The 19,606-nt window shown below is 59.3% G+C and carries 18 protein-coding genes; 5 read left to right on the top strand and 13 right to left on the bottom strand.

Features of this window, described 5'->3' with window-relative positions; genetic code table 11:
* Nucleotides 1-74 precede the first annotated feature (74 nt).
* The 7 genes from ACP4QI_RS06715 to ACP4QI_RS06685 all read right to left on the bottom strand — a co-directional run bounded on the left by ACP4QI_RS06715 (nucleotide 75) and on the right by ACP4QI_RS06685 (nucleotide 7,557).
* Entirely contained in the window at nucleotides 75-1,085 is a 1,011-nt protein-coding gene (locus ACP4QI_RS06715) for an SIS domain-containing protein (RefSeq protein WP_142488820.1), read from the bottom strand.
* 12 nt (nucleotides 1,086-1,097) lie between these two features.
* Nucleotides 1,098-2,159, bottom strand: coding sequence for an SIS domain-containing protein (locus tag ACP4QI_RS06710; protein WP_426495193.1), 1,062 nt, complete (start codon nucleotides 2,157-2,159; stop codon nucleotides 1,098-1,100).
* Nucleotides 2,160-2,171: 12 nt separating this feature from the next.
* Nucleotides 2,172-3,017, bottom strand: a complete 846-nt coding sequence (locus ACP4QI_RS06705; RefSeq protein WP_285128253.1) for a PTS system mannose/fructose/sorbose family transporter subunit IID — start codon at nucleotides 3,015-3,017, stop codon at nucleotides 2,172-2,174.
* A complete protein-coding gene (locus tag ACP4QI_RS06700) occupies nucleotides 2,998-3,774 on the bottom strand; it encodes a PTS mannose/fructose/sorbose/N-acetylgalactosamine transporter subunit IIC (protein ID WP_106992490.1) in 777 nt (258 codons plus the stop codon). Before ACP4QI_RS06700 ends, ACP4QI_RS06705 begins: the two co-directional genes overlap by 20 nt.
* Before the next feature lie 16 nt (nucleotides 3,775-3,790).
* Nucleotides 3,791-4,261, bottom strand: coding sequence for a PTS sugar transporter subunit IIB (locus ACP4QI_RS06695; protein WP_142488816.1), 471 nt, complete (start codon nucleotides 4,259-4,261; stop codon nucleotides 3,791-3,793).
* Between the two features lie 15 nt (nucleotides 4,262-4,276).
* Nucleotides 4,277-4,699, bottom strand: coding sequence for a PTS sugar transporter subunit IIA (locus ACP4QI_RS06690; protein ID WP_285128255.1), 423 nt, complete (start codon nucleotides 4,697-4,699; stop codon nucleotides 4,277-4,279).
* 95 nt (nucleotides 4,700-4,794) lie between these two features.
* Nucleotides 4,795-7,557, bottom strand: coding sequence for a sigma 54-interacting transcriptional regulator (locus ACP4QI_RS06685; RefSeq protein WP_426495013.1), 2,763 nt, complete (start codon nucleotides 7,555-7,557; stop codon nucleotides 4,795-4,797).
* 352 nt (nucleotides 7,558-7,909) lie between these two features.
* On the opposite strand from ACP4QI_RS06685, the gene ACP4QI_RS06680 reads away from it, so the two are divergent.
* Both ACP4QI_RS06680 and ACP4QI_RS06675 read left to right on the top strand, forming a co-directional pair.
* The gene (locus ACP4QI_RS06680; protein WP_426495194.1) at nucleotides 7,910-8,131 is read left to right on the top strand and encodes an ash family protein; all 222 of its coding nucleotides are present in this window, start codon (nucleotides 7,910-7,912) and stop codon (nucleotides 8,129-8,131) included.
* Between the two features lie 26 nt (nucleotides 8,132-8,157).
* Entirely contained in the window at nucleotides 8,158-8,619 is a 462-nt protein-coding gene (locus tag ACP4QI_RS06675; RefSeq protein ID WP_285128257.1) for a hypothetical protein, read from the top strand.
* Nucleotides 8,620-8,906: 287 nt separating this feature from the next.
* On the opposite strand, the gene ACP4QI_RS06670 is transcribed toward ACP4QI_RS06675, so the two are convergent.
* Complete coding sequence (locus ACP4QI_RS06670; RefSeq protein ID WP_426495014.1) at nucleotides 8,907-9,344, bottom strand: GNAT family N-acetyltransferase; 438 nt, start codon at nucleotides 9,342-9,344, stop codon at nucleotides 8,907-8,909.
* A 191-nt stretch (nucleotides 9,345-9,535) separates the two neighbouring features.
* On the opposite strand from ACP4QI_RS06670, the gene ACP4QI_RS06665 reads away from it, so the two are divergent.
* From ACP4QI_RS06665 to ACP4QI_RS06655, 3 genes are all read left to right on the top strand, one after another.
* Complete coding sequence (locus ACP4QI_RS06665; protein WP_285128259.1) at nucleotides 9,536-11,965, top strand: membrane-bound PQQ-dependent dehydrogenase, glucose/quinate/shikimate family; 2,430 nt, start codon at nucleotides 9,536-9,538, stop codon at nucleotides 11,963-11,965.
* A gap of 83 nt (nucleotides 11,966-12,048) precedes the next feature.
* Nucleotides 12,049-12,726, top strand: coding sequence for a type 1 glutamine amidotransferase domain-containing protein (locus ACP4QI_RS06660; protein WP_426495015.1), 678 nt, complete (start codon nucleotides 12,049-12,051; stop codon nucleotides 12,724-12,726).
* Between the two features lie 111 nt (nucleotides 12,727-12,837).
* A complete protein-coding gene (locus ACP4QI_RS06655) occupies nucleotides 12,838-13,578 on the top strand; it encodes a nitroreductase family protein (protein ID WP_426495016.1) in 741 nt (246 codons plus the stop codon).
* A 155-nt stretch (nucleotides 13,579-13,733) separates the two neighbouring features.
* On the opposite strand, the gene ACP4QI_RS06650 is transcribed toward ACP4QI_RS06655, so the two are convergent.
* From ACP4QI_RS06650 to gsiA, 5 genes are all read right to left on the bottom strand, one after another.
* Entirely contained in the window at nucleotides 13,734-14,123 is a 390-nt protein-coding gene (locus ACP4QI_RS06650) for a hypothetical protein (protein WP_426495017.1), read from the bottom strand.
* Between the two features lie 146 nt (nucleotides 14,124-14,269).
* Entirely contained in the window at nucleotides 14,270-15,181 is a 912-nt protein-coding gene (gene gsiD, locus ACP4QI_RS06645) for a glutathione ABC transporter permease GsiD (RefSeq protein ID WP_156263266.1), read from the bottom strand.
* A 1-nt stretch (nucleotide 15,182) separates the two neighbouring features.
* Complete coding sequence (gsiC, locus tag ACP4QI_RS06640; protein WP_142488809.1) at nucleotides 15,183-16,103, bottom strand: glutathione ABC transporter permease GsiC; 921 nt, start codon at nucleotides 16,101-16,103, stop codon at nucleotides 15,183-15,185.
* Between the two features lie 47 nt (nucleotides 16,104-16,150).
* The gene (gene gsiB, locus ACP4QI_RS06635) at nucleotides 16,151-17,689 is read right to left on the bottom strand and encodes a glutathione ABC transporter substrate-binding protein GsiB (RefSeq protein WP_426495018.1); all 1,539 of its coding nucleotides are present in this window, start codon (nucleotides 17,687-17,689) and stop codon (nucleotides 16,151-16,153) included.
* Nucleotides 17,690-17,724: 35 nt separating this feature from the next.
* Nucleotides 17,725-19,596 carry a glutathione ABC transporter ATP-binding protein GsiA gene (gene gsiA / locus ACP4QI_RS06630; RefSeq protein ID WP_426495019.1) on the bottom strand — a complete coding sequence of 624 codons (1,872 nt, stop codon included), beginning with the start codon at nucleotides 19,594-19,596 and terminating at the stop codon, nucleotides 17,725-17,727.
* Between the last annotated feature and the right edge of the window lie 10 nt (nucleotides 19,597-19,606).

Below are 19,606 nucleotides of genomic sequence, written 5' to 3'. Positions count from 1 at the left end.
GTGCATAATGCCTGATGGCGCTGCGCTTATCAGGCATACGAAAAAGGGGACTTTACGTCCCCTTTTTTATTTCATTAATACTCGAACTGCCGGTAATAACGGCGAATATCCAGACTGTGGCCGGTGTAGTGCTCGAAATGGGCAGCCAGACGGTCCACCAGCAAGGTTGAGATCACGCACGGCGCCAGCAGCCAGCGGAACTCATCATCAATCCCCGCCAGCGCGTATTCACGCGGATCAAACACCACCAGGTTATCGGTAATTTTGGCCGCAAAACGCTCCACGCGATCGTCCAGCGCCCGGCATTTGCCCTCACCTTTCACCAGGAACAGCGGGACATCTTTCTCCAGCAGCTCCAGCGTGCCGTGGAAAAATTCCGCAGACGAGACCGACTTAGTGCGCTTCCACTGCATCTCCTCCAGAATACACATCGAGAAGAGATAGACTTCGCCCCACATCTCCGCGCCGCCAATCCACATCATATAGTCGGCATTATGATATTTTTTTGCGATCGCGTCGGCCTGCGGATCAAATTGTTTTTTGGCGTTCAGGAGATTCTCAGGTAACAGCTCCAGCTGGCTGGCAAAGCGATCATAGTTTTCAAATTCCCCGTTACCCTGTACCAGGCGGAAGAATACCCAGTACAGCAGCATGTACTCATATTCCACGCCGTTTTTGTGCCGCATCGGAATATGCCAGGTGGCGGCGTTTGCCAGCGGGGAATCGCTGTTTTTGGTGATCGCCACCACGCGGATCCCCTGGGCCTTGCACCATTCGGCAATCGCCACCGACTCTTTGGTATCACCCGATTTCGAGAGGGTAATCACTACGGAATCTTTATTTAAGCGTTTATGTCCGGCATGAATTAATTCCGCCGCCTGCTCAAGGTAAACCGGCATTTCGGTTATTTCCCGGGCGAAGGCGTTCATCGCCATCATCGGCGCTAACGAGCCTCCTACCGAGGCGAAAAATAACGTGCTGAAGCCCTGCTGAATAATCTCGTCAGCCACCTGTTCCGCCTGTTTGCGCGCAGCAACAATCTCACGAGCACTGGTCAGGTACTCGTCCTGATTAAAACCTAACATAGTTATTCTCCTTTAGATTTTACTTTTTAAAACCCGATCGAAGTCGTCGAAAATACGCACCGAGAGATCGATGCCTTTGGCGCAGGCGGTACGCCAGGCCAGAAGCTGGAAGGGGACAATCAACAGCAGCGGTGAGAGCAGATGCGGCAGGCGGCAGTTCAGCGCCAGGGTATCCGGCCCCACCTCGTCCGTCAGGGTGATCAGAAACGCCCGCTTAACCGCCGGGGCCATATAGTCCCGAAGCGCCCGCAGGCGCGGGTTTGGCGCGTCCTCAATAAAGAACATCACATGCTCAGCGTTGGCTTCCAGATAAGGGCCATGCATGTAGGCCTCCAGCTCAAACCCGCCGGACGGCACCCGCACCGTTTCGGTGAACTTGGTCTCAAACTCTTTCGCCACCCCGGTCAGGGCCCCTTCGCCGATGGCGATAAAGCGCGTCCCAGCCTGCAGTTCCTGAACGTGCCGCTCGAAAAAGGCCTCGGTGCGGGCGATAGTGTCGGGGATCGCTCCCGCCAGCTGGTGCAGCGCCGCCAGATAGTCGTCCGTTTCCCGCTCATCGATCTGCTGCTGCGCCCGGGCGATAGTCAGCGCGACCAGAAGCAGATTCAGTACCGTGGCGCTAAAGCCGCGGGTCACGAAGCCCACCTTCTCAATCCCGGTATGGATATCCAGCACATGGTCGCAGCGGCGGCCTATCGGGCTGTCCGGATCCGAGGTCAGGGCAAACACCGGCAGCCCGGCGGCCTGCACCTTCTCCATCGCCGCCAGCGTCGAGGCGCTTTTCCCGCTCTGGGAAACCACCAGCACCATGTCGGTGTGCGGGTCGATGGCTTCATAGTGGACAAAGTTGTACGGCTCTTTGATCTCGAGAAGCAGGCCAAAACGGTGTTCAAAGAAGTAGCGCGCGCATAGCGCCGCGTTTAGCGAGGAACCGGTCGCCAGCACCAGCAGGCGGCGCACCGGATGCTGGCGGGCAAAAGCCTCCACGGACGCCAGATGCTGCGGGTACGCGTTGAGGATCTCCGCCAGCGCCGCGGGCTGTTCTTCGATATAGGTCATCATTGTCGGTTGCATCATCTTCTCCGCTTAAAACAGGCCAATCCACGAACCCAGAATCCCCACCAGCGCCATGCCCCCGATAATGGTGAGCGGTTTAACCTTGCGCCCCAGCAGCCAGTAGACAATCCCGAAGCTGATGAGCGGCAGCAGGCAGGGCATGATGTTGTTGATGATGTCCTGAACGCCGGTTTTCGCCTCCCCCGCGCCGAAGGAGATGGGGATAGTGATGTTGATCATCGAGGCGGCCATCGCCCCCACCACCATCAGCCCGATAATCGACGCCCCGTAGGTGAGGCTCTCCATCATTCCGCTCTTCTGGACCCGATGGAGCACCCCGGTGCCGAGCACGTAGCCCCAGCGGGTAAAGAGCCAGCGCACCAGAATGTGCGGCACGTTAAACACCAGCAGGAACAGGATGGGCCCCAGGATGTTGCCCTGCAGGGCGAGGCTGGTGCCGATACCGGTGGCAATCAGGCGCAGCGTTCCCCAGAAGAAGGAGTCTCCCAGCCCGGCCAGCGGCCCCATCAGGGACGCCTTGACGTTGTCAATCGCCGTGCCGTCCATCTCCTGCTGCTGGCTGTTTTTCTCCTCCATCGCCGTGGTGATGCCGAGCAGCAGGGTGACGATATGCGGCGTGGTGTTGAAGAACACCAGGTGGCGTTTTAACGCCGCGGCCAGCTCTGCCTTTTGCGGGTAGAGCTTTTTCAGTACCGGGATCAGGGCATACACGAACGCAAGGTTCATCTGCCGCTCATAGTTCCAGGAAAACTCCATCTGGAACGACCGCCAGAACACCCGGCGCAGATCGCGTGCGTTGATGGCATTCTCATCCTGCACCTGAGGCAGGGTCTCTTCAGAAATCTTCGTCGTCATCGCTGACTCCTTGATCGGTCGTTGGACGAGGGGCGTTACGTGCAGTCGTGTTAACCATCACCACCGCCACAATGGCACCGAGAATGGCGATACCGGTGACGGGTATTTTCAGGTACGCCATCAGGGCAAAGCCGAGGAAGAAAAAGGGCGCCACTTTTTTGTTGATCAGCAGCCGGGCGAGCATCGCAAAGCCCAGCGCAGGAATGATCCCCGTCGCCACGCTGAGCCCGTGCTTAATAAACTCCGGGATGGCATCCAGTAAGGATTTCACCGCGCTGCTGCCCACCAGGAAGGAAACGGTGACCACCGCCGCCAGCATCAGCGACAGGCCAAACCCGGCGATAAGGTGCATCCGCTCAATGCCGCGGGTGTCCGCCTGTTCGGCGTAGCCGTCGGCCTTCTGGCTGAGCATCGGGATAAACATGCCGAGATAGACGTTCTTCAGCACCAGGGTCAGGGTGGCAATCGGCAGGCCGAGCAGCAGCGCCGTTTCCGTTCCCGCCCCGGAGGTGATGGCAAACGCCACCCCCAGCACCCCGCCGGTGACCACATCTGGCGGAATAGACGCCCCCACTGAAAACGACCCGATAAACGCCAGCTCCAGCGTCGCCCCCATAATCACGCCCGTCTGCACATCGCCTAACACCAGCCCGGTTAATAATCCGGTGACAATCGGCCGGGAGAGCAGCGAGGTGCCCAGGGCATATTCCGACTGGGCGATAAACGCCACCAGCCCGAGTAAAAGTGCCTCTACCATAGTGAGTCCTCAGGAATTACAGCGATTCCGCTAATAACTGTTTGCGATCGTTAGGCACCTGGCGTATTTCGATCTCCACGCCGTTGCCGACCAGCTGAGTGAGTTTTTCTATTTCGTCCGGCAGCAAATTGATGGCCTTTGAAATATTCCGCGCCCCCTCCTTCGCTTTAACGCCGCCGAGATTGATGCTCTTAATTCCGTCTACCGCCGAGGCTAAACGCCAGGCATCCTCCACTGACTCCACCACGATAAACAGGTTGTATTTATCGGTGACGCCGCTTTTGATGGCTTCAATCGAGTCGTTGATATTTTTAATCACCAGCTTGACCGCAGGCGGCTTGGCCAGCTTGATGGTGGTTTTTCGCAGTTCATCGTTGGGCACGCTGTCGTTGGCAATTAAGATGCAATCCGCCCCGACATATTGCGTCCAGGAAAAAGCCACCTGGCCATGTAATAAGCGGTGGTCAACACGCAGTAACGTAATCATTATTATTCCTCCTGTTCAGAAGTCTTTATCCGCCTGTACCGCACTGGCAATGGTGTGGTTGCAATACTGAATACTTTCCCGGCAGCTTAATAACGCGTCCTGAATTAATTTTTCGGTATCCTGTTCATCCGCGGAAATAAGCAGACCGATGACCAGCGGCAAATTAAGCCCGGCGATCAGATGAAAATTCGGCTGATGCAGATAGCGGATAAATTCGTTATTGACGCTGCCGGCAAAAATATCGGTGATCGCAATCACCTCATCCTGGGCGGGTAGCCCGGCGAGCAGCTCATCCACCTGCCCGGTGACGTCCTGGTGCTCGTCGACATAGGCGCAGAGGGTATAGATGTCCTGCTGCTTGCCGAGGATCAGCTCGACCGAGTCGAGTACCCCGCGGGCTAAGGTGCCGTGACTGGCAAATATGTAATGTCGTTTCATCCTGTCCTCGAATGCTCATTCCACTTACCAGACAGAGATTGCAACCCACGTGCCAGGAAAAAGTGGCGCGTGGGCGATGAGGAGAGAGGGGGAGATTAAAACTCTTGATCTGCCTGAATAAATTCCGTTTCGAGGGTCAGAATATTGTGGATGTAACAGAGCTCGACAACCGGGATTTTGACACTATAACTGCTCTCAATGACACTAAAGGCCTGGCGCAGTAGCGCCAGCTCGCTTTCAGGACACTGTCGCCCGGCGTAGGTGGTGGGCGAGGCATTGCGGATCAGCCGTTCAATCAGACAGCTGATGTGGACATAGAGCGCCACCTTGCGTTCGTTCTGCACCTGACAGCCCGCCAGATGCTCATAGCGGAAGACAAACTGCTCCACCTGGTTGATCACTTTGGTGGTATCGAGAATGGTCACCGACTCAATCACCCGCCGCAGGGAGAAATTCTTCAGCAGCAGATTGTTGATCTCCGCCACCTGTTCCTCCGTGGCGATATCGCCAAAGATGCGCATCAGCGGCCGCGTCCCCTCCCCGGCAATCAGTGAATCCAGCGAGATCCAGGGCACATCCGGCACCTGCGGATCGAAAGTGCCGACAATCGCCAGCATGTCGTAGCGGTTAAAGGCCACCGCCCGCTCTTGCGCGTCGCTGAGCATCTCGTAGTCGCAGGCGATAATCTCAATCCCCAACGCCTCCGGAATGCTGGCCTTCAGCAGATGGCAGAGGTTGGCCGCCGCGCCGATCCCGGTGATGCAGGTGGTGAGAATAACCCGGGGTTTACTGGCCTGCGGCCAGAAGAGCTGGTGCTCCACCGGCAAATCGCTGCCGATCTCGCTGGCAATATCCTCGATGTGATGCCCCTGCAGGATACGCTCCCCGACGTACAGCGCCATGCTGGTAGACACATTGTTCACAATCGCCACCGGGGTAGAGACGCGGCGCTGGAAGTGGCTGTGGATGGCATTCAACGAACCCATATCCACCAGGATCATCAGCCCGGACGCCAGGGCGTTGCTTTCGATGTAGTGCATCACCTGCTGGGCAATCGCCTCCGGCGTGACGTCCAGCGGCATGTCGAAGGATTCAAACACCGTCTGTTTCAGCAGGCGGTTCGCCACGTTGGCAATGCTGCTGGCGGTGGCGTAGCCGTGGGCGAGGATCACCGCCCGCGTCACCTGGGTCTGGCTCACCGCCCCGGATTTATGCAGCCACAGCACCAGCAGCAGGGCGTCGATGCGCTGGGCCTCGATATCGAGCTTTTGCGTCAGGGCGGCGATCATCGCCTGGCAAAAGCGGTACAGCAGGGGGTACTTTTGTGCCAGAAAATCATCCAGCAGCCGGACCCGCTCCTGGCTCAGGGAAGAGAGTGCGCTTTGGGCGCGATGCACCAGATAGTGGCTCAGGGCGTAGATGCCATTGCCGTTAAACTGGACGTTGAACTGCTGCTCCAGCCGGTAAAACTCCTCCCGCACCTGCTGGGTGGTGAGCTGTAAGACCGGCGAGGCGGTGGTATCCCGGTGGTGAAACACCAGCCTGTCGAACAGGGTTTCGATCTCCTCCCCCATCCGCCGGTGGACCTCCTCCCAGCCCGAGCGGCCGCTGAGCACCTCTTCGTACAGGGCCAGCACCTGACACTGGGTATCGTGGATCATCCCCTGGGTGCGATCGTGGGCGCGGAGCAGCCAAAGGAGGTTGGTCTCCGGCTCGATGGTCAGCGGCTCTTCCGCCACGGGGGCGTCGCTCATCAGCGGGATCGCGGCCAGCACCTTCTCCGGCAGATCCTGGATGGTGACGCCAATCGCCGCCTGCCCCCGCTGTCTGGCCCAGGCGGCGGCGACCGCATACCTGACCACGTTTTTCAGCTCGCCGACGTTGCCGCGATAGAGCGCGTGATGCAGCACCTGGCGCAGACGCGGGGTCAGGTTCAGGCGCGCGTTCAGCTTTTGCGCCTCCCGCCAGAAGAACTGGAGGATCAGCGCCTCTTTCTCCTGACGGGAGCGCGCCTGCAGGTCGGGCAACGTGACCAGGATTGGAATGCGGCGCAGGAAGGTGGTTAAAAAGGTGCTGTGCAGCTCCTCGGTGGTGGCGAAGACCAGCCGCGTGGTGATGCGGCGCCCCTGGGCGGTCTCCCCCACCCGGTAGATCTCCTTCCGGTCGAGCCAGGTAAAGAGTTTCTCCTGGCCCTCGGCGTTCAGGCGATGCACCTCGTCGAGAAACAGAATGCCCCCGACGGCGGCTTCGAATGCCCCCTGCTTATCGGTCTGCGCCCCGGTAAAGGCCCCTTTCACGTAGCCGAACAGGTTAGCCGCCAGCAGCTCCGGATTGCTGGCGTATTGGGCGCAGTTAAAGCTGACAAAGGGGGCATCGTCCGCCAGCAGCCCCTGGGAGATGGCGAAGGCGTGCATCAGGTTCGCCATATAGCTTTTGCCGGTGCCGCTGTCGCCGGTGATCAGCAGCGGCAGGCCGCCATCGGGATAGAAGAGCGCGGTTTTCAGCTGGGCAATGGCCTTTTTCAGGCTGCCGTCATGACCGATGAGAAGAGAAAAGTGATCCGGCGGCTCCTGCCCGCTGTCGCCGTCGTTGAGCAGCTGGGCGATGCTGTCGTATTCGTTCCCGGTCAGGGAGAAAAACTGCTGGCTGAAGGCTTTCTTGTGCAGGAAGTAGACCGGACGGGTGTTGATTTTGACCAGCTCCCCCTGGGCCACCAGCTGGTTCAGATAGTGGCTGGCGGTATTGCGTTTGAGGTCGAACCGTTGTGCGAGGTAGCGGGCGGTAAAGACCTCGCTCAGGTTTTCCGGGTCGAAAAAATCGGTCTGATTGGCGAGAAAGGTCAGGATTTCGTTGCGCATGGTGTATCCCACGTCTGGAGTGTCGTGGGGACATGATGCCCGCAAAGCTGCGGGCGAAGGGAGCGCGACGGCGGGGAATGTGCGCTTTTGTGGGGAAGTTCACAGGATTGCCTGAGGCAGGAATTGGCGGGGACTGCCCCCTCTCCCTCGAGGGAGAGGGCTGGGGTGAGGGGGAAAATGCGGCTCTGGTGGTGGTTCCGTTCACCTCACGTTCCTTGCTTCTCTGATACACCGGAACCGGTGAACGTGCCAGGTAGCCACTGTAAGTGCTTTATTCTTCCGGGGTTTCCTCGTTGCGTTAAAATTTTTGCGAGGCGCTTTCCAGGAATGATTTTCCCGGCTTGTCGCCGCGATCTCCCCGCAGTATCTTCCAGATGCGCCTGCAAAATCAGGCGCCGGGATTAGCCTCTCAGCTAAAATTACAGGCGATGTAGTAATATGTCGCACGCACGGTTACACCTCAATGGTAGGCCGGGCGGGGGCGTCGCAAGACGCGCCGGTTTCCTGTAATGCCGGTAAGGCTAACTCCGCTCGGTTCTGCCACCATGAGATTAGCCTCTCGGGTGGCGGATAAAATGCAAATTACAGGAGGCTGCCACTATGGCTACTACCCCAACCCGTGCTCAGGCACTGTTTAACGTACCTTTCTCCCACAATACCGATTTCACCGAGCTGGCGAACCACTGCGAACGCTTCGCCCATACCCTGCTGGAAACCGACGACCCGGCGGAGAAACTGGCGCTCTGCGCCCGCCTTTCTGCCTGTCTCGCCCTATTGCAGCCAACCCTCAACGAGCCCATTCCGCCGCACCTGGTGGAGCGTTTTACTCTGACCGATCTGCCATCCCGTCTGCCCGCATTTGAACCGGAAAGCGAGCTGCTGGGGCTGTACTGCCAGACGCTCACGCAGCTGCTGATCAGCAACGCACTGCCGCGGGATATGGCAAAGGTGATGGAAGGACTGCTGTATGAGCTGGTGAACTTCTACGCCGACACGCTGAACGCGCCGCGCTGGCTGCACACGCCGGACGGACGCGTGGCGATTGATGCGTTGATTGACTGAGGATAGTCAACGGGGGAATGTGCGCGTTGTTCCCCCTCACCCTGCCCCTCTCCCTCAAGGGAGAGGGAATTGACCCTGTAGACCGGGCAAACGCAGTGCCGCCCGGCGCTGTTAAAGCGGAGTGCGCTTTTCCCCTCACCCTAACCCTCTCCCTCAAGGGAGAGGGAATTGACCCTGTAGGCCGGGCAAACGCAGTGCCGCCCGGCGCTGTTAAAGCGGAGTGCGCTTTTCCCCCTCACCCTGACCCTCTCCCTCAAGGGAGAGGGGATCGTCCGTGCCAATTATTGCTAAATCGTAATCCGGTAGCGAACGTAATCATCCACCGCTGCCAGCTGGTCATACAGCGCCCGGGCCGGGTTGCCTGTTCGGGTCACCCAGTAGACCTTCGACCACGCCTTTTGCCGTGCCTCGTCAATGATGGCCTCAATCAACGCCCTGCCCACCCCTTTGCCGCGCGCCGCGTCATCGACAAACAGATCTTCCAGATAGCACAGCGGCCGGGTCACCCAGGTGCCCTCATGGAGCACGCAGATGGCAAAGCCCACCACGCCCTGTTCGGTTTCTGCCAGTCGGCAAAACAGACCGGACTCCGGGGATAACACCCGCCGCCAGGTCGTCAGGGTCACCGCCTCATCCAGCTCGGTGCCGTAAAAACCCAGATAGCCCTTCCACAGTTTTAACCATGCGTCGAAATCGTCCGCGTTCGCCTCACGTATCTTAACCATCGTCGTTATTCCTTGTTCTGCCAGAGATAACCTTATGATACCAGGGTTCACCTCCTGCCTGCCCACCTCTTCAGAAAGCTATTTCTGGTAAATATATTGTTACCTGGTTGTTGTACACTCGCGCGCATTAGATTATAAATCGTCACTTTTGAGTGATTTCACTCAATCTTTGCCAACATCAGGGAACATTTATGTCCGTTCAAAAATTATCCAGAACCGCAGCGATATTGCTGGGGCTTCTGGGCGTCTTAATTCTGGCGATGGGGATATTCTTCGCTTACTACGGTGGGAAGCTGGTCAGCGTTAAAGGCAGCCCCTACTTTCTGATCAGCGGCTGCCTGCTTATCCTCTCGGGCGTGCAGATCCTGCGCCAGCGCCTGAGCGGCGCGGCGCTCTACTTTGTGGTGCTGGCGGGCACCGCCCTCTGGGCCCTGTGGGACGTCGGCCTCGATTTCTGGCCGCTGGTCTCCCGTCTGTTAACCCTCGCGGGCATCGCCATCCTGGTGGCGCTCTCCCTGCCCTCGCTGCTGCGCCGTGCCGGTAAGACGCCGTGCTGGAAAGGCGCAGGGGCGATGGCGGCGGTGCTGGCGGTTGCCTTCGCCGCCACCGTGGGCGGCATGTTTGTCCCGCACGATCCGGTGACGGCCTCGGGCGCACAGCTTCCTCTCACCCCGGTCAAACCCGGTGAAGAGCAGAAGAACTGGGCCAACTACGGCAACACCCCGGGCGCATCGCGCTTTGTGGCCCTGGATCAGATCACCCGCGATAACGTAAAAGACCTGCAGGTGGCCTGGACCTACCGCACGGGCGATATTCCCGTCAGCCCGAACGGCGGCGGCGCGGAAGATCAGCAGACCCCGCTGCAGATCGGCAATACGCTGTTCCTCTGTACGCCGCATAACAACGTGATTGCCGTCGATGCGACCACCGGCAAGGAGCGGTGGAAAACCGAGATCAACGCCAGACAGAAAAAGTGGATGCGCTGTCGCGGCCTGGCGTACTTTGATGCCACAGCCCCGATGCAGCAGCCAATCCTGCCGGGCTCTTCGCCGGTGGCCGCCGTTTCGCTGCCTGCGGATGCCCAGTGCAAGCGCCGGATCATCATGAACAGCGTCACGCCGGAACTGGTAGCCCTGGATGCGGATACCGGTAAGTTCTGCGAAGACTTCGGCAATCACGGTCGCGTCAGCCTGAGCGCGCAGATGGGTAAAGGCGCCGATACCGGCCTGTACTATCCGACGTCAGCTCCGACCCTCGCCGGAACCACCGTGGTGGTAGGCGGCCGCGTGGCGGATAACGTGGCGACGGACATGCCGGGCGGCGTGGTGCGCGGCTTCGACGTCATCACCGGCCAGCTGCGCTGGGCCTTCGATCCGGGCAAACCGGACGATCAGAACGCCCCTGCCGATAACGAAACCTTCACCCGCTCCACCCCGAACGTCTGGGCCCCGATGTCTTACGATCCGCAGTCCAACACCGTGTTTATGCCAACCGGCAGCGCGGCGGTAGATCTGTGGGGCGTGAAGCACAACGCCCTGGATCGTAAGTTTGGTGCCTCGATGGTGGCGGTGGATGCCAGCACCGGTAAGGTGAAATGGGTTTACCAGACCGTTCACAACGACCTCTGGGACTTTGATGTCCCGATGCAGCCGACCTTCACCGACTTCCCTGCTGCGGACGGCAAAACCACCCCGGCGCTGATCTTCGGCACCAAATCCGGTCAGCTGTTTGTGCTGGATCGCGCGACCGGTCAGCCGCTGACCAAAGTGGAAGAGCGCAAGGTAACCCAGGGCCAGATCCCGAAAGAGATCTATTCCCCGACCCAGCCCTTCTCTGTAGGCATGCCAACCATCGGCGCGGACGTGCTGAAAGAGTCCGACATGTGGGGCGCAACGCCGTTTGACCAGCTGATCTGCCGTATTGAGTTTAAATCCAAGCGCTACAACGGCCTCTTTACCCCGCCGGGGGATGATCCGTCTCTGAACCTGCCGGGCTCGTTAGGCGGCATGAACTGGGGCGGTCTGTCGATTGACCCGGTGAATCAGTACCTGTTCATCAACGATATGCGCGTGGGCCTCGAAGTGCAGCTCATCCCGGCCTCCCCGGAGATTCAGGGTGCCAAAAATGACGGCAACGAAGCCGCGGCCATCAGCCGTCCGGTGCCGCTGGCCGGTACGCCGTACGCCATCAACGCCAAAGTGCGCTTTATGTCGCCGGTCGAGATCCCCTGCCAGAAACCGCCGTTTGGCACCCTGACGGCTGTGGATCTGAAAACCCAGAAAATTGCCTGGCAGGTGCCGGTGGGCACGGTGAAGGATACCGGTCCGTTTGGCGTGAAGATGGGGCTGCCGATCCCGATTGGGATGCCGACCATCGGCGGCACGATGGCGACTCAGGGCGGCCTGGTGTTTATCGCCTCCACCCAGGATTACTACCTGCGCGCGTTCGATACCTCAACCGGGAAAGAGGTATGGAAAGCCCGCCTGCCGGTGGGGAGCCAGAGCACGCCAATCAGCTACAAATCGCCGGTGGACGGGAAGCAGTACCTGCTGATCACCGCGGGCGGTGCGCGTAACTCGCCGGATCGCGGTGACTACGTGATTGCCTATAAGCTGCCGTAATAGTTCCGAAACAGCCATCCCTTCGGGGATGGCTGAGCCGAAACAGGCTACTTTTATATCTCGTATCATCACCGGAGATAACAATGAAAGTCTTAATGGTTCTCACCTCTCACAGTGACCTGGGCAATACCGGTAAGAAAACGGGCTTCTGGCTGGAAGAGTTCGCCGCCCCGTATTACATCTTCAAAGATGCGGGAGCCGAAGTGGTGCTGGCCTCCCCGGCGGGCGGTCAACCGCCGCTGGATCCCAAAAGTGATTCCGCCGACTTCCAGACCGAACTGACCCAGCGCTTCAAAGCCGATCCGGCGGCTCAACATGAACTCGCCAACACCCTGAAGCTCGACAGCGTGCGTCAGGAGGATTTCGACACCGTCTTCTACCCTGGTGGCCACGGCCCGCTGTGGGATTTGGCCGAATCCCGGACCTCCATCGCCCTGATTGAAGCCTTCAACCGCGCCGGTAAACCGACGGGCTTCGTCTGCCATGCCCCGGGCGTGCTGCGCCACGTGAAGGCCGCCTCTGGCGAACCGCTGGTCAAGGGCCGTCAGGTGACCGGCTTTACCAACGGCGAAGAGGCGGGCGTCGAGCTGACCGATATCGTCCCGTTCCTGGTGGAAGATGAGCTGATTGCCCTGGGCGCTAACTACCAGAAAGGCCCGAACTGGGGATCGTACATTGTTGAAGACGGCCAGCTGATTACCGGGCAGAACCCGGGCAGCTCCGAAGATGTCGCCAAAGCGTTGGTCAAGGCGCTGCAATAACCCCCCCGCCCGGCCGCTGGTCGGGCAATCCCTCCTGCGCTTTTCGCATAGAGTGTTAAAGACAAAATGGTGCCGGGCTGCCAGAATTTTGCGATTCACACCGGAGATGCTATGAACACGATTATTGACCTCTTTAACGACCATAAAAGCGAGCGCAGTTTTACCGATCGCGCCATTGATGACGCCACGCTCGAACGCATTATCAGCACCGCATACCGTGCCCCTACCTCGGTGCATTCCCAGCAGGTGTCGGTCATCGTCACCCGCGATGCCGAAAAGCGAGCGCAGATTTCGCAGATCGCCGGCGGCCAGCCGTGGATTGCCAAGGCCCCGGTGTTTATCACTTTTGTGCTGGATATGTATAAAACCGGGGTCGGCATGAAGCTGGCGGGCAAGGAGCAGGTGGCGCATCAGAGCATTGAGAGCCTGGTGGCCGGCGCAACCGACGTGGGCATTGCCCTCGGCTCAGTGATGGCTGCGGCCCGCTCCGAAGGGCTGGGGATCGTGCCGATTGGCGGGATCCGTCTGCGCCCACAGGAGTTGATTGCACTGCTCGACCTGCCGGAACACACCTTCCCGGTGGCGGGCGTGGTGATCGGTCACGTCGATGTGCCTTCGCATCATAAACCGCGTCTGCCGCTGGACACCTTCCGCCACGACGAAGCCTACGTCACCGACGGGCTAGAAGCGAAAATCACCCGCTACAATCAGCAGATGACCGAACACTGGCAGGCTATTGATCGTAATGACGGCGATACCTGGAGTGAAAGCGTGAGCGGGTATTACCAGCACATTTACTTCCCGGACGTGCTTCCGGCTCTGATTAAACAGGGCTTTGGCGTCGATAAGTAACGTGGAAAATGCCCGGCGGCGCTGCGCTTGCACGGGCCTACGGGTGATGTGCGAGCTGCCGGCATTGCCCGGCGGCGCTGCGCTTGCGCGGGCCTACGGGTGATGTGCCCTTTGTAGGCCGGGTAAGCGCAGCGCCACCCGGCAAAATGCCTGAATCAGGTCGGCATCGAGAAGGTGGTGACCTTATTGGTCTGCGGATCGATAGAGATAATGCAGATAGCGAAGTTGCCGCCAAAACGGTCTTTACGATCGGAAATGCGCAGGTTGTAGGTCTCGGAGAAAGAGGTATAGCCCGAGGAGTTGGTCTCGTTCAGCTTGAAGCCAACAATCTGTTCGAAATAGTCGCGGGATTTACCCACGCTGGTTTTGCACTGTTCATTGGTGATAGTGCCAGACTGTTTTGCTGCCGCCGTGGTTTGCGTGCCGGTGGAAGATTTCGGCGTCAGGGCCGAATTGACCGCTTTCATCCCGTCACTCATGTTTTTCTGGAAATCGGCGCAAGAGGTAGACAGTAAAACCATGCCGCATAAAAGGAGCTTTTTCATTGTAATCCTTACAATATTTAACGTTATTCAACCATTAATCATTATAATTTTTACAAATAGTTAACTCCAGCAAACCTTTTATACGGCAATTTATAACATACTGAATATAAAAGCCTTTCACATTAACTTCTACCATTATTGGTAGATTATCCCTTAATTCTCGGATCCAGCGCGTCGCGCAGCCCATCTCCTAACAGATTAAACGCCAGCACGGTGAGGAAAATCGCCATGCTCGGGAACAGCGCCACGTGCGGAGCGATCACCATATCGGCTCGTGCCTCGTTGAGCATCGCTCCCCACTCCGGCGTTGGCGGCTGAGCGCCTAACCCTAAGAACGACAGACTGGCCGCCGAGATAATCGACACCCCGATACGCATGGTGAAATAGACCACGATCGAGGAGACGGTGCCCGGCAGAATATGGTTAAAGAGGATGGTGGTGTCGCTGGCGCCAATGCTGCGCGCCGACTCGATAAAGGTCTGCTGTTTCAGCACCAGGGTATTCCCACGCACCAGGCGGGCAAAGGCCGGTATCGAGAAGATCGCCACGGCGATAATCACGTTCGCCATGCCGTTGCCCATCACCGCCACCACCGCAATCGCCAGCAGAATACCGGGGAAGGCAAACAGCACGTCGCAGATGCGCATGATGACCCGGTCCCACCAGCCCTCGTAGTAACCCGCAAGCAGGCCCAGCACCGTGCCGATAGCCGCGCCAATCAGTACTGCAAAAACGCCCGCCGCGAGGGAGATCTGCGCCCCCATCAGTACCCGGCTGAAGATATCCCGCCCGAGGGAGTCCACGCCGAACCAGTGCATCATCGACGGCCCCTCGTTCAGCCGGTCGTAATCGAAGTAGTTCTCCGCATCGAAGGGGACGATCCAGGGGGCCAACACCGCCACCAGGATCAGCAGCAGGACAAACAGCCCGGCGGTCATCGCCACCGGCTGCTTGCGAAAGCGCCGCCAGAATTCATGCCACGGGGTGCGGATCTGATCCGGTTTGAGCCCCGGCATTGCCTTTAACATGGCCTGCCGGCGCCAGTTTAACAATCGCATCTTACTTGTACCTGATAGCCGGATTAATGGCGGCATAGAGCACATCCACCACTAAGTTGATAAGAATAAACTCCAGCGAAAAGAGCAGCACTTCCGCCTGGATCACCGGGTAGTCTCGCATGTCGACGGAATCGACCAGCAGGCGCCCGAGTCCCGGCCAGTTGAAGACTTTCTCCACCACGATCGAGCCGCCCAGCAGGAAGCCGAACTGCAGCCCCATCATAGTCACCACCGGGATCATTGCATTGCGCAGGCCGTGCTTGAGGATCACCCACTTCTCGCTGACCCCCTTCGCCCGGGCGGTACGCATATAGTCCTCGTTCAACACGTCAACGAAAGAAGCGCGGGTAAAGCGCGCCATCACCGCCGCCACCGCAGCGCCCAGCGTCAGGGAAGGCAGGATGTAGTGTCGCCAGCTGTCCGCCCCCACGGTGGGCAGCCAGCCCAGCTCCACGGAGAAAACCTGCATCAGCAGCATTCCCAGCGCAAAGGCCGGGAAGGAGATCCCGGTCACCGCCAGCGCCATCCCCAGCCGGTCCGGCCAGCGGTTACGCCAGACGGCCGCCACGATCCCCGCCCCCAGACCAAACAGCACCGCCCAGGCCATGCTGGCGAGGGTCAGCCAGAAGGTGGGCATAAAGCGGCTGGCAATTTCCTCGGAAACAGGCCGACGGGAGACCATCGAGGTACCAAAATCCCCCTGCAGGACGTTGGTGATGTAGTGCCAGAACTGCCGGTAGAGCGGCTGATCCAGCCCCAGCTGCTTACGCACCAGCTCAATGACCGTGGCATCCGCTTCCGGGCCGGCAATCAGCCGCGCCGGATCCCCGGGCAGCATATGGACGAATAAAAAGACCAGCACCGCCACAATCAGCAGCGTCGGGATCAGCCCCAGCAGGCGTTTAATCACATAATTCAGCATGCACATTCCTCTCATCCCGCAGACGCGCGCCTGCGGGAATGAGTGCTCTATTTCAGATCCGCGTCGTCAAAGCTAAAGCCGGTATCCGGCATGATGTAAAACCCGGTCAGCGCCTTGTTGTGCGCCGAGACCAGCTTCTCAACCACCAGCGGCACCCATGGCGACTCCTTCCAGATAGTGTCCTGCGCATCCTTGTAGAGTTTCGCTTTCTCTTCCGGTTGGGTGGTTTTCAGGGCATCGGTCAGATCTTTATCCACCTGCGGATTGCTGTAGAACGCGGTGTTGAACAGGGTTGGCGGCTGGTTATTAGAGGCAAACAGCGGCGACAGCGCCCAGTCGGCTTCGCCGGTGGAGGCCGACCAGCCGGTATAGAACATCCTCACTCCGCTCTCTTTCTGCCCTTTACCTTCCACTTCGGCGGCACGCTGTCCGGCATCCATCGCCGTTACCTGCACCTTAATGCCTACCTGCGCCAGCTGCTGCTGGGTGAACTGCAACACCTTCTGGGCGGTGCTGTGATTGTGTGACGACCACAGGGTCGTGCTGAAGCCGTTCGGGAAGCCCGCCTCTTTCAGCAGCGCGCGCGCCTTCGTCGGATTGTATTCCCACGGATGATACTGCTGGGAGTAAGCAATGGACGGCGGCACCACGCCCGTGGCCGGGGTCGCGTAACCGGCAAAGGCCACCTTCACCAGCGCCTCACGGTTGATGGCGTAGTTAATCGCCTCGCGCACCTTCGGGTTATCGAACGGCTTTTGCGTGACGTTCATGCTGATGTAGCGCTGCATGATCGACGGGCTGGCCACCAGCTCCAGCTTGCTGTTTTTGCCGAGCAGCGCCGCCTGCTCGTAAGGGATCGGGAAGGCAAACTGCGCTTCGCCGGTCTGCAACATCGCCGCGCGGGTGTTGTTATCCACCACCGGACGCCAGGTAATGGTGTCCAGCTTCGGCAGCCCCTGCTGCCAGTAACCGGCGAACTTCTTCACCTTCACAAAGTCGGTCTGATTCCAGGTCACCAGCTCATACGGGCCGGTACCCACCGGATGGAAGCCGATCTCTTTGCCGTACTTTTTCAGCGCGTCCGGGGAGATCATCGCCGTGGCCGGGTGGGCCAGAATGTTGATAAAGGCCGAGAACGGCTCTTTCAGGGTGATTTTTACCGTGGTGGGATCGACCGCCTCGGTGCTGGCGATATTTTTATACAGATTATAACGCTTGAGGCTGTTTTCCGGGTTGCTGGCGCGATCGAGGTTGACCTTCACCGCTCCCGCGTTAAAGTCGGTCCCGTCCTGGAACTTAACCCCGCTGCGCAGCTTAATGGTATAGACCAGCCCGTCGTCCGAAACTTTATAGCTCTCGGCCAGCACGTTTTTCAGCTGCATCTCTTTATCGAGACCAAACAGCCCCTGATAAAACGACTTCGCCACCGCCTGCGACAGGGTGTCGTTGGCGTCATACGGATCGAGGGTGGTGAAGTTGGAGGCCACCGCCACCACCACGTCTTTTGCTGCGAAAGCCGGCGTGGCCGCCAGGGCTGCCGTTACGCTCGCGGCTAACAGCCATTTGCGAGCAACAAATTTTGTCATTGTTGTGTTCTCCGGTTGTTCTGTGCTGTTGTTCGTTATAGATGCTTAAAGGCATTATCCTGACGCGGCGGGGCGACAAAATGGCCGGGGCCTACCTCCCGCAGCACCACGCGCTCGGTGGCTTCCCCACGCTTGCGAATGTTGCCCGGCAGCTCATCCTGAAGAAGCACCCGCCGGGCCTGACGATGGGTCGGATCGGCCACCGGCACTGCCGCCATCAGCTTGCGGGTGTAAGGGTGCTGCGGATTTTCAAACACTGCCCGACGCGGGCCAATCTCAACGATCTGCCCGAGATACATCACCGCCACCCGGTGGCTGATGCGCTCCACTACCGCCATATCGTGCGAAATAAACAGAAATGCAATGCCCATCTCCCGCTGCAAATCGAGCAGCAGATTGATGATCTGCGCCCGGATGGAGACATCCAGCGCCGAGACCGACTCGTCGGCAATCACCACCTTCGGATTCAGCGCCAGCGCGCGGGCAATGCAGATCCGCTGCCGCTGACCGCCGGAAAATTCATGGGGATAGCGCCAGGCGTGCTCCGGCTTGAGGCCCACGCGCTCCAGCAGCCACGCCACCCGCCGCTGGGCAGCGTCGCCCTCCAGCAGGTTATGTACCCGCAGCGGCTCCATAATCGAATAGCCCACCGTCTGGCGGGGATCGAGGGAGGCGTAAGGGTCCTGAAAAATAAACTGAATATCCCGCCGCAGGGGTTGCAGCTTCCCGGCCGGCAGGGTGTCGATGCGCTCACCGTTAAAGATGATGGTGCCCTCCTGGGCCTCCACCAGCCGCAGCAGCGCCCGGCCGGTGGTCGATTTGCCGCTGCCGGACTCGCCCACCAGCGACAGCGTTTCGCCGGGCCATAAATCAAAGCTGACGCTCTCTACCGCGTGCACTTCACGCTTAACGCGGTTCAGCAGGCCGCCGCGCAGCGGAAAACGAGTTACCAGATCGCGCACTTTTAAGATGGGCTCGCCGGGCACCACGGTGTCCTGCTCGGTTTCGGCCTCCTGAAAACCTGGATGAGCCAGGGAGATCAGCGGAAAACGGCGCGGCAGGTCGCGGCCGTTCATCGCCCCCAGTCGCGGCACCGCAGCCAGCAGCGCCCGGGTATAAGGGTGCTCAGGGGCATGGAAAATCTGCTCCACCGGGCCGGTTTCAACCGCCTCGCCCTGGTACATCACCAGCACCCGGTCAGCGATATCCGCCACCACGCCCATATCGTGAGTGATAAAGATCACCCCCATCTCCATCTCCTCCTGCAGCACTTTAATCAGCTGCAGGATCTGCGCCTGGATGGTGACGTCCAGCGCGGTGGTCGGTTCATCGGCAATCAGCACCGCCGGACGGCAGGAGAGCGCCATGGCGATCATCACCCGCTGGCGCATCCCGCCGGAGAGCTGATGCGGATAGCGTCCCAGAATGGCGTCCGCCTCCGGGATCCGCACCTGCTCGAGCATGCGTTTAGCTTCGGCCAGCGCCTCTTCGCCGCTCAGCCCCTGGTGCAGACGGATCGACTCGGCGATCTGCTCTCCCACCGGGAAGACCGGGTTGAGGGAGGTCATCGGCTCCTGAAAAATCATGGCGATATCGGCACCGCGCACGCTGCGCATCTGCGACGGATTGAGCCCGGTGAGATCGCTTACCTGGCCGTTGCGACGGCGCAGCAGCAGGCTGTCGCACGCTACCTGCCCGCCGGACTGTTCAATCAGGCGCATCAGCGACAGGGCGGTAACCGATTTACCGGAACCAGATTCCCCGACGATCGCCAGCGTTTCGCCACGTTTTAGCGAAAAAGAGAGGTTTTTTACCGCCGGGATCGTCTGGCGTTCGTCGGAAAAGGCGACGTTCAGGTTATGCACCGCCAGCACCTGCTGGCTGTCGAGTTCATCGCTGTGCGGCATCCCTTTCTCC

It is taken from the genome of Leclercia sp. TB492 (assembly GCF_049974505.2).
Taxonomy (GTDB): domain Bacteria; phylum Pseudomonadota; class Gammaproteobacteria; order Enterobacterales; family Enterobacteriaceae; genus Enterobacter; species Enterobacter adecarboxylatus_C.
The sequence above is the reverse complement of the archived record's forward strand: the minus strand, read 5'-3'. Positions and strand labels throughout refer to the sequence as shown.